13 protein-coding genes are annotated in these 17,265 nt (G+C 40.2%); 1 reads left to right on the forward strand and 12 read right to left on the reverse strand.

Annotation, left to right across the window (positions count from 1 at the left end; translation table 11 throughout):
* Positions 1-94 precede the first annotated feature (94 nt).
* From BHU72_RS10105 to BHU72_RS10140, 8 genes are all read right to left on the reverse strand, one after another.
* Positions 95-1,051, reverse strand: a complete 957-nt coding sequence (locus tag BHU72_RS10105) for an MraY family glycosyltransferase (protein WP_141709301.1) — start codon at positions 1,049-1,051, stop codon at positions 95-97.
* A 43-nt stretch (positions 1,052-1,094) separates the two neighbouring features.
* Positions 1,095-3,152, reverse strand: coding sequence for an NAD-dependent DNA ligase LigA (gene ligA / locus BHU72_RS10110; RefSeq protein WP_069702513.1), 2,058 nt, complete (start codon positions 3,150-3,152; stop codon positions 1,095-1,097).
* Between the two features lie 13 nt (positions 3,153-3,165).
* A complete protein-coding gene (locus BHU72_RS10115) occupies positions 3,166-4,491 on the reverse strand; it encodes a putative manganese-dependent inorganic diphosphatase (protein WP_069702514.1) in 1,326 nt (441 codons plus the stop codon).
* Positions 4,492-4,718: 227 nt separating this feature from the next.
* A complete protein-coding gene (pcrA, locus tag BHU72_RS10120) occupies positions 4,719-6,935 on the reverse strand; it encodes a DNA helicase PcrA (RefSeq protein WP_301553525.1) in 2,217 nt (738 codons plus the stop codon).
* Positions 6,936-7,145: 210 nt separating this feature from the next.
* Positions 7,146-8,693 (reverse strand): ammonia-forming cytochrome c nitrite reductase subunit c552, encoded by a 1,548-nt coding sequence (locus BHU72_RS10125; RefSeq protein WP_069702515.1) that lies wholly within the window; start codon positions 8,691-8,693, stop codon positions 7,146-7,148.
* Complete coding sequence (locus tag BHU72_RS10130) at positions 8,686-9,165, reverse strand: cytochrome c3 family protein (protein ID WP_069702516.1); 480 nt, start codon at positions 9,163-9,165, stop codon at positions 8,686-8,688. The genes BHU72_RS10125 and BHU72_RS10130 overlap by 8 nt, the downstream gene beginning before the upstream one ends.
* A gap of 249 nt (positions 9,166-9,414) precedes the next feature.
* Positions 9,415-9,720, reverse strand: coding sequence for a YerC/YecD family TrpR-related protein (locus BHU72_RS10135; RefSeq protein WP_069702517.1), 306 nt, complete (start codon positions 9,718-9,720; stop codon positions 9,415-9,417).
* A 91-nt stretch (positions 9,721-9,811) separates the two neighbouring features.
* A complete protein-coding gene (locus tag BHU72_RS10140) occupies positions 9,812-10,879 on the reverse strand; it encodes a DUF3048 domain-containing protein (RefSeq protein WP_069702518.1) in 1,068 nt (355 codons plus the stop codon).
* A gap of 142 nt (positions 10,880-11,021) precedes the next feature.
* On the opposite strand from BHU72_RS10140, the gene BHU72_RS10145 reads away from it, so the two are divergent.
* Entirely contained in the window at positions 11,022-11,480 is a 459-nt protein-coding gene (locus tag BHU72_RS10145) for a DUF5665 domain-containing protein (RefSeq protein ID WP_083248386.1), read from the forward strand.
* 139 nt (positions 11,481-11,619) lie between these two features.
* On the opposite strand, the gene BHU72_RS10150 is transcribed toward BHU72_RS10145, so the two are convergent.
* The 4 genes from BHU72_RS10150 to BHU72_RS10165 form a co-directional block, all read right to left on the reverse strand.
* Positions 11,620-13,731 (reverse strand): methyl-accepting chemotaxis protein, encoded by a 2,112-nt coding sequence (locus BHU72_RS10150; RefSeq protein ID WP_069702519.1) that lies wholly within the window; start codon positions 13,729-13,731, stop codon positions 11,620-11,622.
* Between the two features lie 360 nt (positions 13,732-14,091).
* On the reverse strand, positions 14,092-14,940 hold the full coding sequence (gene ablB, locus BHU72_RS10155) for a putative beta-lysine N-acetyltransferase (protein WP_069702520.1): 849 nt from the start codon (positions 14,938-14,940) through the stop codon (positions 14,092-14,094).
* A gap of 1 nt (position 14,941) precedes the next feature.
* Positions 14,942-16,237: a lysine 2,3-aminomutase gene (gene kamA / locus BHU72_RS10160; RefSeq protein WP_069702521.1), complete on the reverse strand. Its 1,296-nt coding sequence runs from the start codon at positions 16,235-16,237 to the stop codon at positions 14,942-14,944.
* 230 nt (positions 16,238-16,467) lie between these two features.
* Positions 16,468-17,238, reverse strand: coding sequence for a TIGR01457 family HAD-type hydrolase (locus BHU72_RS10165; RefSeq protein WP_069702578.1), 771 nt, complete (start codon positions 17,236-17,238; stop codon positions 16,468-16,470).
* Positions 17,239-17,265 lie beyond the last annotated feature (27 nt).

The raw sequence follows: 17,265 nt of genomic DNA on the forward strand, positions 1-17,265 counted from the left end.
ATAAAAGCTAATCTGGCTTTAAAAAAACTTCAGAGATTTGCAATATTACGAATCGTCCAATAAAATCGGAAACATTTTACGGATATCAGTAGAATTATCGGTATATAAGTAGGATAATGACTAGACTTAACAAAGAAAAACAGATGCCTACTACATAGATAAACGTTACGATGTGGGGCTGACTAAGCCCTAGTTTCATCAGACGGTGATGGACATGCCCTTTATCTGCTACATAAATCGGCCGGTTTTCACGCCACCTTCGAAACATAACGTACAGAGTATCAAAAATCGGAACGCCAAAGACGAATAGAGGTACAAATAATGTCAGTATAGTTGCCCCTTTAAAAGCACCTTCTATGGAAACCCCCGCTAGAATGCAACCTAAAAACAGAGCCCCTGCATCCCCCATAAAAATTTTTGCTGGATGAAAATTATACTTTAAAAATCCCAGTGTTGTTCCTAAGAGAGCAATCGAAAGTAATGCTAGGATTTCTTGTTTTTGTATGAGTGCAATTAAGAACAATGTCATGGCAGAGATTGCCGAGATTCCCGCAGCTAAACCATCCATTCCGTCCAAAAAGTTCAACATATTCATGATTGCAACAATCCAAAGAATCGTTAAAAAAAAGCTAATAATAGAGAAAAACTGCCAAGTCACTTGATCATCAAACATGAAGCCTCGTATGCCGAGAATTCGAATACCACCATAATATAAAACTGTGGCAGAAATGACTTGTACAATCAGTTTCGGCCAAGCAGGAAAATCCTTGCCATGGGCTTTATTCCAATCATCAATAATACCTACCATAAGTACAAGGGAACCGGCAAGAAACAGAGTGACAATTTTTTGGTTCATCGGGATAAAGAGCAACGCAGAAACCCCTAAACCTAAAAAGATTGCGAGCCCGCCGAGCAATGGAATCGGATCGGCATGTATCTTCCGTCCATTCGGTTTATCGACAATCCCTAAGCGAATCGCAATTTTCCTAGTTATAGGAACAAAGGCGTATGTAATTAAAAAAGCAGTAAAAAAGGAAAAAACATACGTCACATGAATCCCTCCTAAAGGGTGTGCGTTTATTTTTTCCCAAAATTTATTCAGTATGCTTAATTTTATCTAAAAACTCCGCTTCAGTAAGAATCGGTATGTTCAGACTGGTCGCTTTGTCTAATTTCGACCCCGCTTTTTCCCCGGCGATTACGAAATCCGTTTTCTTGCTGACACTGCCAGTCACTTGTGCTCCAAGCTGTTCTAACATCTCCGTTGCCTCTGTTCTTGACAGTTTCTCCAGCGTTCCAGTTAATACGACAGTCTTACCCGCGAACATGGAATCAGCGGTATTCTGTTCATCACCGAAAGCATTAGCAAATGATGCTCGCTTATCATTATATGCAAAATTTACTCCTGCTTGTTGCAGCTTATCAATGACCTTTAAGAATTGTGGGTTCCTAAAGTACTCTAAGATACTTTCCGCCATTTTATCACCAATCTCAAACACTGCTGTAAGCTCTTCTTCCGATGCTTGTTGTAATGCTTGTAAGGTCTTAAAGTGACTCGCAAGAATTTTACTAGCCTTACTTCCGATAAAGCGAATTCCAAGTCCGAAAAGTAGCCGCTCCAATGAATTGTTCTTACTCTTCTCGATGGCGGCCAATAAATTATCGACGGATTTCTCGCCCATGCGCTCAAGGGGTAGTAGTTGTTCCTTCTGTAAAAAGTATAAATCTGCCGCATCTTCAATGAGCCCTGCTGCAAATAATTGAATGACTACTTTCTCGCCAAGGCCTTCAATATTCATCGCATCTCGTGACACGAAGTGAATAATTGCTTCTTGGTGTAATGCAGGGCAGCTAGGATTGATACAACGGATGGCCACTTCACCTTCCAACTTTACAAGGCCGCTATCACATGCAGGGCATTCCGACGGATACTCTATTTCCTTTTCTTCACCTGTGCGTTTTTCTGCAAGGCTTTTCACGATTTCAGGGATGATATCGCCGGCTTTTTGGACAATCACTTGGTCGCCAATGCGGATATCCTTTTCTTTAATTAGGTCTTGATTATGTAACGTCGCCCTACTTACAACCGTACCAGCTAACGCCACTGGCTGTAATACCGCCGTAGGGGTTACAACCCCTGTACGCCCTACACTAAATATCACATCTTCAATAATACTAAACCCTTGCTCAGCCGGAAACTTAAAGGCAATCGCATAGCGCGGGCTCTTCGCAGTAAATCCTAGCTGCTCTTGCTGTGAGAACTGATTGACTTTAATCACTAATCCATCAATGTCATACGGTAGATCATGACGGTGTTGCTGCCAATACTGTGCAATTTGTATCACATCTTCTATAGAATCAATTGTTTTGTGCTGAGGGTTGATTCTAAGCCCTAAGAATTGAAATACTGGGAAAATATCCTTTTGCTCTCGAAGCTCTACTTGTTCCCTTGCAAAGGTTGGTTCATCGACAAACCCTAAACCGTATAAGAATACGTCTAATGCTCTTTTCTCGACAATTTTCGGATCGAGTTGGCGTAACGAACCTGCGGCAGCATTGCGCGGGTTCGCAAATATCATATCACCGTTTTCTTCGCGCTCTGCATTAATTCTTGCGAACTCTTTTTTCGACAGGTAGGCTTCCCCGCGCACTTCTAGTGTTACTGCTTTTCGTAACCGTAAAGGAATAGACCTTATGCGCTTGATATTCTCCGTAATATCTTCACCAGTCGTTCCGTCTCCTCTGGTAGCACCACGAATTAATTGACCGTTCTCGTAGTAGAGAGATACCGCTAACCCATCGATTTTCAATTCGCACACATAGGATACATCGTCGGTTCCGAGGTCCTTCTTAATTCTCCGATCAAATTCTTTAAGATCTGCTTCATTGAACGCATTTCCAAGGCTATACATCGGAACGATATGATCTACCTTCTCAAACTGAAGAAGCGGAGCTCCTCCCACCTTTTGAGTGGGGGAATCCGCTGTAATTAGTTGTGGATACTGTGTTTCTATCTCTTGCAAACGATTCATCAATTGATCATACTCATAATCTGTAATCGTTGGTGCGTCGAGAACGTAATACTGATAATTATGCTCCTCAATGCTATTGCGAAGCTTTTCTAACTCTATGATTACCGCTTGTTGGTTCACGATGAACCTCCTATTAGCTTAATGCCTTAGTGACTGGAGGAACAATTTGTTTCTTACGAGATAGCACGCCTGGCAGATGGACTTCATGAGCTTCTACCTTCTTACCAAAGGACTTCTCAGCAATTTCTTCATCTCCGACCACTAGGAAATACGTTGCTTCTTCGAGGATATTGGTGCACATAAGTCCTACGAAATCCGCATTATTCTTCTTTAGTGTAGCACGCATTTCCTCTAATAATTCCTCTTTACGCTCGCGGAATTTCGCATTGTCAGTCATCATTACTTGACCAATCATGAGCAATTTATTGCCAAGTTTGAAATCCTTCAAGTCTGTATTGAGTACTTCAGTTGCAGTATTCGAAGTAAGCGGGCTGCTTGAGCCTAAAAGCTGCATCCCATATTCCTGAAGATCTACTCCACAAATCTTCGCTAAATCCTCCGCCACACGCACATCTTCCTTCGTGCAAGTCGGAGAACGGAATAATACAGTATCAGAAATAATTGCCGAAAGCATAAGACCAGCGTAAGATGGTTCTGGTTCTAGTCCATACATACGATATAGGTTTGCTACTACGGTACAAGAACAACCTACTGGCTCCACACGGAAGAAGATTGGGCCTGAAGTCTGAATATCGCCAATGCGGTGGTGATCCACTACTTCGATGACTTCTGCTTCATCTATCCCCGAAACTGCTTGACTGCGCTCGTTATGGTCAACTAGGATGACTTGCTTAGGCTTTGCCGTAATAATTTCTTGGCGTGAAATAGTCCCAATCACCTTATGATCTGCGCTTACCACTGGGAAACTACGGAATCTATGGTTTAATACAATCGACTTAACCTTCTCCATGTCTGCTTCTTCATCAATGGCTACAAGCTCTGTCTTCATTAAATCTGAAACAGGTTGATGCAAGATTGCGTTCACATCTACAGCCGTCGCTGACGCATTTTCTGTTACCTTTTCAAGACAAAACTCACCTAAGTCCCCTAGAGTGACAATCCCCATAGGTTTCCCTTCAGTGCAGCAAACAAAGGCATGGTTATTCTTCGTGGCACGGATTTTCTCCCCCACTTCTAATAACGATGTACCATTGTTCACAACTAGTAGGTCTTGATTCATAATGTCCTTCGCATGTAACTTCACATCTGCTACAAACTCTGGGAATTGCTCTTTCCAGAACTCATACACCCAGCGAGTTTCTGTACTTGGTTCGCCTAAACGACCCGCTACTACTTGCTCTTCACCGATACGATTCTTCAAGCGGGCATACGCAGAAGCTGCGCAGAATGAATCCGTATCTGGATTCTTATGACCTAACACATACACTTTTTTTGACATTGGAGATACCATCCTTCCATTCTATGAAAATTAAAACTACGCTAGCTATTACAGTGAAAATTAAGTTCAATCATAGTGTTCTAGATATGTAAACATATAGCAAGTTGATATGATTATTGCACCTATAAAGAATGACTACTTATAGTATCTATAAATTCTATAGTACTATAATTCGCATATCCGAGTAAACATATATGTTTAATTATAATTAAATATTTTTTCTTTATCTATACTTTCTTCACTGGAGCAAATTTAGCCATCAGCTTCTTAAGTCCGGTGGGCTTATCAAAGGCAATCGATAACTCTAGGCTATCGTCAGATCCTTTGGTAGATACGATTGTACCAATCCCCCAAGCTTTGTGCTCGACCTTATCACCTGGATTCCAAGATTCATTTAAGTCTGCGCCTTGGACTTCGATCTTACGCGCACCCTTCATCACAGTTGCTTGGCTTGTAGCACCTATTCTTTGATTTCCACTGCCATATCCCATATTCGAACTAGCTTGATTGCGAACTCCTCGCACATCTTCAATCAATTCCTTAGGGATTTCTTCAAGAAAACGAGATGGACTATTATATTGTGTTCTACCATATAACATGCGCATACTTGCACAAGTCATGTATAATTCTTTTTCGGCACGTGTGATTCCCACATAGCAAAGACGACGCTCTTCTTCCATTTCACTCTCATCCATTAGAGAACGATTATGCGGGAAGATCCCTTCCTCTAAGCCTGCTAAGAAAACAATTGGGAATTCTAGCCCCTTGGCGCTATGCATCGTCATCAGAATTACCTGTCCACGGTCTGTTTCTGTCCCGTCGTCCACACTATCGATATCGGCAATGAGGGCAAGATCTGTTAGGAATGCTACTAAAGATTTATCTTCGCTGCTACGTTCGAACTCCTGTGTAACAGATAAGAATTCTTGAATATTCTCGATGCGAGCTTGTGCTTCAATCGTGCGTTCATTCTCCAGTTCTTTCTTATAGGCTGTCATTTTCAGAACCTCTTCTACTAGCTCTGTGACTGGTAGGAACTCTTGCATTGCTCGTAGGGAACTGATTAAGCGGAAGAATCCTTGGACACTACTGACGGCCCTTGCAGAAAGTCCAACTTCCGAAAGATCAGCACACGCCTCATACATGGAGATTCCTTTTTTTCTACTATATTCTTCTATTTTATCGACTGTCGTGTCACCAATACCACGCTTTGGAACATTGATAATACGCGTCAAACTAGTATCGTCTTTCGGGTTAGCGAGTAAGCGCAGGTACGCGAGTAAATCTTTAATCTCTTTACGATCATAGAACTTCAATCCACCGACAATGGTATAAGGAATGTTCGACTTCATGAAAAGTTCTTCAAATACACGTGATTGGGCATTGGTTCGATACAATATGGCAATTTCTCCGTATTGGTGATGATCGCGAACTTTATCTAGAATCTTTTGCGTAATAAAATAGGCTTCATCCTGCTCGCTATACGCTTGATAGAATTGAATCCTAGAACCTTCATTATTCTCCGTCCATAGCTTCTTATCTTTACGTTCGCTGTTGTTCTTAATTACTTCATTGGCTGCAAGTAGAATCGTCTGGCTCGATCGGTAATTCTGCTCCAGCTTAATGACGGCAGGATTCTCATAGTCCTTCTCAAAATTAAGAATGTTACGAATATCCGCTCCACGCCATTTATAAATGGATTGATCAGAATCCCCTACCACGCATAGGTTACGGTGCAGCTTTGCCATGAGGTTAATCAAGTAGTACTGGGATTTATTGGTGTCTTGATACTCATCAATATGTATATATACGAACTTACGTTGATAGAACTCAAGAACATCTGGGAATTGGTCGAACAATCGTACCGTTAGCATAATGATATCGTCAAAATCGACAGCGTTATTACTCTTTAGTTTGCGGTTGTATTGCTCAAAAACCTTCGCAACAGTTGCTTCATAGTATCCGCTATTCTGCTGGCTATATTCTTGTGGGGATAGCAGTTCATTCTTGGCGTTGCTAATGGCCGCCAAAATCCCCCGTGGGTCAAATTTCTTAGGATCAATATTCTCAGCTTTTAAAATATTGCGCACTACACTCTGCTGATCAGATGAATCTAAAATCGTAAAGCTAGAATCATAGCCTAGCTTCTCGATGTCTTTGCGTAGAATCCGTACACATAGAGAGTGGAAGGTAGAGACCCAAACATCATGCCCCTTAGGACCGACAATTCTTTGCACGCGTTCTTTCATTTCTTTTGCTGCTTTATTCGTGAATGTCACTGCCAGGATACTCCATGGCGCAACCCCTTGTTCGATGAGATAAGCTATACGATGAGTAAGTACGCGCGTCTTACCACTGCCCGCCCCTGCCATTATTAACACGGGACCGTTTGTAGTTGTGACCGCAAGCCTTTGCTCTGGATTTAAACCTTCTAGTAATTTCAATGCAATCAACCTTTCATTGTTAGGATTAGTCGAAATTCTACTAATCTTCCAATGAATAATAGCATAAACCGAGCATTTCATAAAGTAGTATCTGGAATTCTTATTAGGGTTTTAGAATAAAAAAGCTCCTCTGTAATAAACAGTTTTATTGTTTAAACTGTCTACTACAAGGGAGCGAATCATAAATGCTATTTTCTCAATCTTTACATTTTAGCGCAATCTTGTCGTTCCATCCCACATCAGTTCTGCTTCCGGTAATAATGGTAAATATTGTAGCCATTTATGAGAATTCAAATGCTCTTGGCTTTGTTGAAGCTTACGGCTATGTTCCATAATAGGGGGAACAATCTGCTTAATATCCCCTTCTAATTGTGAGGCAATTCCGTGTTTTGTCGCTTTACTTGCAGTTTCTACAGCCTTAGTACTTGCTTGCTGGGATAGCGCCAGAGTTTCTAAAGCCTTTGCAGGATTGTGGAAGCCTACACTGTTCTCTGCAGATACGAAATCCCAATACAACTGCCCTTCACGAACGAATTCGCGAGCTTCCGCCAACAATTTATCGTAATCGGCATGTTTTTCTCCTGTGTATTCAGCTGCTAATCGAACAGCTTCATGGGCTTTCACTGATAAGTCTTGAGCAACTAATAGCTGTTCCCATGTCTTTTCTTGTACATAATTTACTCTTTCCTTTACCCATCCAGCATCTTTATCTCCATGACATTGTAAGCAAGATTGCTCAGGAGATTTTAAAGGTGATGTCCAATGGTGAGATGAGATTTTCTTTTTCCCATCTACTCTCACATACGGCATATGGCAGTCTGCACAAGTAACTCCTGCTGCGCCATGAGGACCGTCAACCCAAGTCTCAAACTCAGGATGCTGCATTTTAATCATCTTTGTTCCAGATACCGCATGTGTCCAGTCTGCAAATTGTCCTTTAAACCCATCTTTCTCTGGATTTCCGTCCTTGAAGTATTCATAAATATTCTTCGGATGATACCCATTATCCCAAGGGAAGTGCGGCTTCGATGCTACACCATGATCTTTAGTCTCAAAGTAGTACTCGACGTGACATTGCGCGCACACATAAGAGCGCATATCGTTCTTGCTTGCATTCTTCCAATCGATACCTTGGCGTTGTAATGCCTCGTCTAATGGAACGCTAGTGATGACTAAATCCATAGTTTGAGGATCATGACAATTTGCACAGCCTATAGAATGCATTCCTGGCTTTTGCTCCTCACGCAGTTCGTTAAAGTTCATTGACCAGAAGCTATCACCATACTTTTCTAAGTATGTCGGAATCATTGTCGTTTTACAGTTATAGCACGTTGCTGGTAAACCGGCCTTCTCGTCATATCTGTTTACGCGGTCAATGTGCAAAATATCTTCAATGGCAAACGTGTGTCCACGTGCTCTCTTATATTCATAGGAAAAAGGATAACCTAACCATAAATTCTTCAAATAAGGTTGTGCATGCTTATATCCTTCTGGCAGTTGATTTACGCCATCATGTTTATCATGAGGTACAGACCCACCATACTCCGTCATTACTGTATCTTCACTATTTCTTAAATAACTTTCCCAGTGTAATGGGAATAGTTGTGCAAAAGCTTCATTATTGACTTCTTTTTCGTCTAACCCCGTGCTAAATGTTGGGGTTGCTGTTGTTGGTACATCCTTCGCACATCCAGCGATCACAAAAAGGCCGATAACTGCGATGAAGGCGATGCTCAACAATATTCTATATTTACTCACCTGCTACCATCCTTTCAGAAATTGGTTTCTTGCTAAAATGCGGTACTGTTCGATGACAATCTACGCAAAATTCTTTGGAATCCATTGCCACATTGGTATTCGTCATTTCATGGCAATTGAGGCAGTTCTGATTTACGATTTCCCTTGTTTTAGCATTTGCATGAATTACATCATCCACGTCACCAACTAAATTCTTATAAATATCCTTTGCTCCTGCTTTGGCCTTAAATGGTATTTTCGCTACAATATTATGTGGTGCATGACAATCATTACATGACAAATTGGCATGGGTCGAAAACTGGTGTGTTCTGTGTACACCTGTCATAACATGGCAACTACCACAAAATTCCGGCGAATCTGTATACTTCATGGATACAGCGGTACCAGTATAAAACACGATTGCAAATACTAAAACAAAAAATAGCACTGCCCATCTGTTTGCGTTTTTGAGCCTCTCCCTTAAAGCGCTCATTTCAATATCCACCCCCTTCGTTATAATTAGTAAAACCTTAGTGAAACGCTAGCATAGCGCTAGGAATATAATAGTCTTATTAAAAAAAGATCACTATGAAATAAATCACAAATCACTAGTAATTCAGAAAAAAATTCATAAAATATTCTAATTTTCACCTATAATTTTCCTATTAATATAGGGTTAACAAAAAGACACTTGGATTCCCAAGTGTCTACAGTTCATCAATCTTCAGTTGTATATCTATAACTATTTCTCTTCGTCTGCCTGTAAACGATCAAGCACAAGCTGATAGCCATCTGTTCCGTATTGGAAACAACGCTTTACCCGACTAATAGTAGCTGTACTCGCACCTGTTTCCTTTTCAATTTGGCTATAGGTATATCCTAATCGCAGCATACGAGCAACTTCAAGTCGTTGCGCCATTGACTGGATTTCATTGACAGTGCATAAATCATCAAAAAACTGGTACACCTCTTCTAATGTCTCTAACTTCAGTACGGCAGAAAATAGCTGTTGAATTACTTTATCATCACGCAGTTTTTCGAGCTGCATTGTCATCCCCCTATCCTTTTCACTCTTTAACGCGTTGCATTGTTATATAACATTATACATAATTATTATAGAATAGGGAAGAGTTTCATAATTATTTTTGTACATTTACTGTGATTACATCAGGAACAATCTGGATCCATGTATTTCCAGGCATAAGAGCAATTTCATCATTTCCATTATAGAAACGCATCATTCCATTTACATGTCTCCACGTAACATCTATCATTTTGCCTTCTTGAAAAGCAAATCCTTTTCCAGTAGTTTTCAAATTGATATCAATTCTTCCTACTTTATCTACGATGTTATGACGAGCGTATGCAACTAGGATGTTATTCGCCGTCAATTGTTCCTTACTTGTCATATCAGCATGTGGTTCGTTATTAATAAAGCGTTGATACCGTTGTTTTTCCTCATCGTAAATATATTTCACTTGATAGATATTCCCGTAAGGGATAACGAATTCCTTAGATACTGTCCCCTGAACCTCTTGTCCTTCCGCTCGAAACGATAGAGATGGTAAAGTGTAGTTATCTCGGAATTTGAGTGTTTGTGCACCCTTTGTCAATAGATCAATGTTTGAGTATACATTATGAGGCGCTTTACGGAATTTTTCCCGTTTAAAATACGATCCATTGATTATTTCAGAGATGCTAGGTAGCTTTTCTTTTTGGATTCTGGATAACGCTCCTGGACTCCCACCCGCATGCACTATCACAGCATCATAATCATTGGCGATGTCTAACATATATTCTCTAGCACTGCGAATCGGTCCAATCGTCTCTGGCTTTTGGCTTTGGAAAATTCCAATAAATCGTGTAATCCCGCCTTCTGCCATTACCTCATAGACTATATCCGCTTTGTCCAATCCTGATTGTGGTCGTGCATTCGGACTATTTTCCACAAATACTGCGATTGGCCTATTGTTAACTTCTTTCTCTACTCCCATATTTGTTAAAGGCGCTTTATATTTATATTCAGGTTGCTTGTTTTCACTTTTGGGTTCTTTTTCTTCTACTCTAGGACTTTCTGGTTCTTGACTTGTCGGGTCTACGCTTGTTTGCTCGTCTTTCTTACATCCTGCGAATGCGAATAGTAGAACAAATGCAAATAGTATAATAATTAGTTTCTTTTGCCACGATGCTTTCCTTTGAATTGTCATGATTTCAGTCTCCCTTCCTCTGTCATCTTACAAATTCGACAAAAGTTGGAATTTCCCTGCCCAGAGTAGACATTTAGATTTTTCATTTTCCCTCCAATGCGCTATACTATCTTTAGGAAATCTTGTAAAAGGATGATTACCTATGAAATTTCGTAGCATGAGAGCTAATAAAATGAATATAACCCCTACAAAAGTTAGAGGTGCCTCTAAAGATAATTTGCAAGAAGTTGGTACTATAATCGAAGAACCTAATGTTAAGAAAACTGAGCTAAATAGTCTGAATCAACCTCAGGATCATAGCCTAACGGATCTTGTGGAAAAGTTAAATGAAGTTGCCGCATTAAATTCCAAATTAGATCAACTAGGGCGACACTTCGAAGGTTCCAGATTAGAAGATGTGCTACAAAACTTCGCAAACCCTTGGAGAGTCATGCGCATTAATTTCCTAGTTGGCTTATCGAGGGGAATTGGTCTTACATTAGGGACAGCATTCTTCTTAGGGATATTTATTTTTCTATTAAGTAAAATAGTAACTATGCCTGTCGTTGGCGAGTATATTGCAGAGTTACTAGAGTGGATTGATCAGTACCGTACATATTAGAATCAAATTTAGGAATGTTATGTTAAAAAGCTACCATTAGTTCCGTGGACAAATCGTAAGATCCACGGAAGTATGGTAGCTTTACTTTTTACTTTTTATTGTATGCTCTATACTTTATAATCTCTATACTTTATAATCTCTATACTTTGAACCTAGAGACTAGTTGATTTAATTCATCCGCCATACTTTCTAATGTTTCTGCGGCTTTCGTCACTTCTTCCATAATTGCCAACTGTTCTTGTGATGATGCGGCAATATTTTGCGTGTTGTTCGCAGACTCCTTCGCAATATTGGCAAGCTCGTGGACGGAAGCGCTGATTTCTTCTGTTCCAGCTGACATTTCTTCTGATACTGCAGATAGTTCCTCGATTTGTCTGGAAACTTCAGTAATTGTACTTAGTATTTCTTTGAACATTTCTTCCACATTGCGTATATTTTCAATACCAATACTGACTTGTTTTTTGTTCCCATCCATTGATGCTACGGATCCGTCTACATTTTTACGGATTTTCTCGATGATCAATTGAATACTTCCTGTTGCTTGGGAAGTTTGATCTGCGAGTTTTCTAATCTCATCCGCGACGACGGCAAACCCTCGGCCCGCATCTCCTGCTCGAGCAGCTTCAATCGCAGCATTAAGAGCAAGTAAATTCGTTTGACTAGAAATGTTAGTGATAATCTCGAGAATCCCACCAATTTCTTGCGCGTCTTCTTGTAATTGCACGATGGATTGGGAAGTTTCAATTGTCTCTTTTTCTATCTGACCCATTTGTTCTACTGTTACACCCAGCTGCTTGTTTCCATTACGTGCTCGCTCGGTCATTCGGTTTGCTGATTCAGCAATTGACCCTGCACTCTCTGCCACACGCGTAATGCCTTGAGCCATTTCCTCAATGGCAACTGAACTCTCTTTTGAACTTGCTACTTGCGTCTCTGACCCGAGTGATACCTGTTGCGCTGCTTCTGCTACTGCATTCGTCACTTTCATCGTCTCCTGAGCACTTGCGGACAGTTCTTCAGATGCTACCGCCAGTTGATTGGATACACTCTTGCTACTTTCAATCAAACGTGCAAGAGATTGCGCCATTTCATTAAATGATAGACCGATATGAGAAAGTTCGTCCTTCGTTTCTAATCTCGCTCTCGCCGTTAGGTCGCCCCCAGCAATTGCATGCGCTGTTTGATTTAATGTCTTAATTGCCCGCATAGTAGAAACATAGAATCCGATAAAGAAATACATAACTATAACGCTAATACCAACATTTAAGAAAATTAAGAACAATTTATAATTTTCTTGATTCGCTACATTCTTCTGTAGTTCGGATGCTAATAAATCGCTTACTGTATCAAAAATTTCAAATCCCGAATCGATTGCTGTTGTCGCCGTTGCGAAATATTCTGTAGCTTGAAATTCAATTTCCTGTCCGGATAGTATTTCCTTCTCGATTAACTGAAAATATTGATTCATTGTATGATTTAAATTTTCGACTAACGGTTGTATTTTACCCGACAACGATGGGTTTTCCGTCATGGAAATATGCAAATTATATTCAACGGTTGATAGTTTTGTCTCTGCAGAGCTCTTTAAAGCTAATAATTGGTTTCTTTCTACTTCCGTCATATTTTCACGATTGATAATTGATGTTCCACGGGCTCGTAATTGTCCTAAATCTTCCGCTAACGATGGTAATTCTCGTATGCTTGTCATGATTAAATAGTGACGGTCCAGCTGCGAATCTAGTACTAACGAGGACTGATTTCCCACTTGATTCATTAAACTCTTGATTGCATCCACTAAATCCGTGTGCTGTTGAAAGCTTTTATTCTCTTGTAAGTTGAAAACGTTCTGCTCAATATCATACCATTGTTTTTCAATTGACTGCCAAGGGGATATCGTCTGCAGTAGTGTTCCATCTTTTATATTCTGTTGTTGTATGGACTGTATTACCTGCACAATTTCTTTTTGTTTCTCTACCACTCGGGGTTTTATAGTTTCATCACCACTAAGGTAAGATCCAGCCATGCCGCGATGTTGTTGGACATTTCTCATTAAGTCTTTAAGTAACGTGTTATAGTGTGCGCCAATCTGTTGGTTTTTGGCATTTTCTAGATCCTGATTAATAACATTCATCAGTTGAAGATTTATAATCATAACCAAAACCCCGCCAATACCCACAATACACATGAATTTTTTGATATACGTGAGTTGATTCATAAAAAGCTCCACGGGTCTAACAAACATCTTCCACATAAACTGTCCCCCTCGTAGTAACAAATGACTATTTGACTTTCTTTTATCATAATTGAAAACACGTTTATATGCAGTGATAAAACTCACGGATTACGACCAATTTAAAAAATTTTCAATAGTTGTACTTTCGCAAAAGCACGGTAATTTATTACTAATGTGTTGCTAAAAGAAAAAACCAGATTGATGGGGGGATCAACCTGGTAAAGGCTATGCTATATTCTAGGTATCCTAAGATAAATGATCTTACGGTTTTATTTCTTCATATATTTTAGGATATTCAGAATGATGATTGTCTAATTCCATATATATTTATATTTACACCATCGCTCAGTATTCGTTAGAAGAGCTAGTATAAGTTTCTTATACAGTAGTGTTTAATTGCTTCTCCCAAATATTCATGCTTTCATATTGACCGCATATATGACAATTATTCACAAGCCGCCCACGATATTGATAGCCTCTATTGCGGAACACCATTGTAATTCCTAAGCTTCGAGCCCTCGCTAGACTATACACACATGGTATATCCAGTGTAAGCATCTCCGTTTCAAGCGCATCAATCAAATTATCCATAAGACCCAAACCTCTATATTCCGGTAACGTCGCACAATCTGTCATTTCTGCATTTTTGTGATTCCAATCGATTTCTGCCGAAGCTACACTCGCAATTCTATCATCGATTACGCATACTTTAAACAGTACGTGTTGATTCATAATCTCTGCAATATAGGATGGATCATGTAGTTGCGTTGGATACGTACTAAATACCTTGCGAAATATCTGACTTAACTCTTGAGCATCTGCTGTCGTTGCTGTTCGTGTGACAATCTTGATCTGATCTCGCCGCGAAGTGTCCATGTTGGACGTGTACTGCTCTGTTTCTAGCAAAACTTTATCTTCTTCAGCCGAATATGGATTCTGTTGTCTCTCGTCTTGTAGGAACAACGATAATAGATATGCCTTCTCCCCTCGGAAAAACTTTTCAATTGTACCTTCTATTTGAAACCCGTATCTACGATACTTCCGATAGGAATATTCCCCAGCAGTCACAATAATCTTATCAAGATTCTTTGCTTTTGCGATACACTTTAGTGTTTCTACTTCATCACGAGCCAGTTCATTATTATAATTCACAATCTTGATTCTACTGTTCTTATGATCAAGCACGGCATTTGCAGTTCCTGGCTTACCTTGTTCATTTAGACGCATATTAACTGGTCGCTCCTTGAATATCTTCAAACGCCTTACGTCTCTCTTCACGCATGTTTCCTTCTGGAACTAAACTAATTTCCTTATCATTAAACAATGTTCCCAAGCCGCTGGCTGCTAACTTTTTCCCTTTTTTATCACGGCACAGCTCTTTCGTACAAGTCGTACAATCGCTAGCGCTATTCTCTGGTTCTGTGTATACGCAAATGACACCCTCGTAATTACGCAAAATTGTTTTATCACTAGATTGCGAAATTAAATATTGTGGATTTACTGGAATCTTTCCACCGCCTCCAGGCGCATCGACTACAAATGTAGGAACGCTAAGACCAGACGTATGTCCACGAAGCAATTCTATAATCTCTATTCCCTTCGAGACAGAAGTTCTAAAATGATCAATTCCTTGAGACAAATCGCACTGGTATAGATAATATGGTCGAACTCTCATTTTCACAAGTTCATGACATAGTTTCTTGATAATATGGTGACAGTCGTTAATGCCCTTTAATAGAACACTCTGATTCCCCAAAGGTACACCGATATTTGCAAGCTTTGTGCAAGCTTCTTTCGCTTCAGGAGTGATTTCGGATGGGTGGTTAAAATGTGTATTAATCCATACTGGATGGTATTTTTGAATGATAGCGCACAATTCCGGGGTAATTCTTTGGGGTAATACTACGGGCGTTCTTGTCCCTAAACGAATAATTTCGACATGTGGTATTGCTCTTATGTTTTTCAGCAAATATTCAACTAAATCGTCCGATACACAAAGGCTATCGCCTCCTGATATCAAAACATCTCGTATCACTGGATTGGACTTAATGTACTGAATTGCACGGTTAATCTGTGCTAACGGCATTGTCTTGTCTGTGTTCCCTGCAACTCTTCTGCGAGTGCAATGTCTACAATACATAGAGCATTGATCAGTCACTAATAGTAATACTCGGTCCGGATAACGATGGGTAATCCCTGGCACTGGCGAATCTACTTCCTCGTGCAATGGATCTTCCATATCATGACAACCTGTCTCTAGCTCCAGCTTTGTCGGTATGGCTTGTTTGCGAATCGGACAATCTGGGTTCTTCGAATCGATTAGAGTAGCATAATGTGGAGTAATGGCCATCGGTAGAGTTTCCAGACAGGTTTTAATCCCTTGCTCCTCTTCTTCTGTAAGATCTACAATTTCCTTCAACTCCTCCAAGGTAGTGATTCGATTTCGAAGCTGCCACTTCCAATCGTTCCAATCCTCAGGTGATACATCTTTCCATAAGCGAAATTTGGTATAGTCTTTCCTCAATTGAATTCCTCCTTTTCCCCGAAAAAAATAATTTTCCTCGACTATTCAATTGTATCACGACCAAAAATTTACAACAAAGTGTGTCATCATGGGTCACATGTCTGTGCCTTTCATAACCTTGACTTAGGGGGAGTCACCTATGATATATGGAAAATTGCTCTAGATAACTCCCATCTCGTCTATATTTCAAAATTGCCTTGCTTTTGCCCTGCTTTTGCCCTGCTTGCCTGCTAAAGTATCCATTGATTTAAGGAATCAATACAATACGTTGGTTTCCTGTCTTTTTGTTGCAAATCTTCTTTTGAAGTAAATCCAGTAAAAACGAGTAACGTATCCATACCAGCGTTAAAACCTGTGCAAATATCCGTTTCATAGTTATCGCCAACCATCAGTGCCAAATCTTTTGCTACCCCTAGTTTCTCAAGTGCGTACTGTGTAATGATTGGCATTGGTTTGCCAACAACGATTGGTTCTATGCCAGTGGATGTCGTGACGACTGATACAATCGATCCATTCCCTGGTAGTAGGCCCCGCTCGGTAGGAATCGCGCGATCGAGATTTGTCGCAAGTAGTTTTGCCCCATTGCGAATTGCTAGACATGCAGTAGCAAGTTTCTCATAGTTGATATGACGGTCAATCCCCATCACAACATGGCTAGGATTGTCTTCTGTAATCTGAATTCCTTGGCTTTTAACCGCTTGTATCATCCCTTCTTCCCCAATCACATAGGCACGGATTCTCTCGTGCTGGTTTTCTTGTACTAGAAATCTAGCAGCAGCCATGCTCGATGTATACACATGGTCTACAGTGATTGTAAGTCCATAGGAGTTAAGCTTTTCTGCTACTTGCAGTTGGGTCTTTGACGAATTATTCGTAAGAAACAGAAACGGAATGTTTCTCTCCTGTAACCGCTTTACAAATTCGATTGCCTCAGGAATTGGCTCTGTTCCACGATATATAGTCCCATCTAAATCTAGCAAATATCCTTGATACTTTTTCAACCGCTCCATTCTATCACCTCAGTATTA

This window comes from Desulfuribacillus stibiiarsenatis (assembly GCF_001742305.1).
Lineage (GTDB): Bacteria > Bacillota > Bacilli > Desulfuribacillales > Desulfuribacillaceae > Desulfuribacillus_A > Desulfuribacillus_A stibiiarsenatis.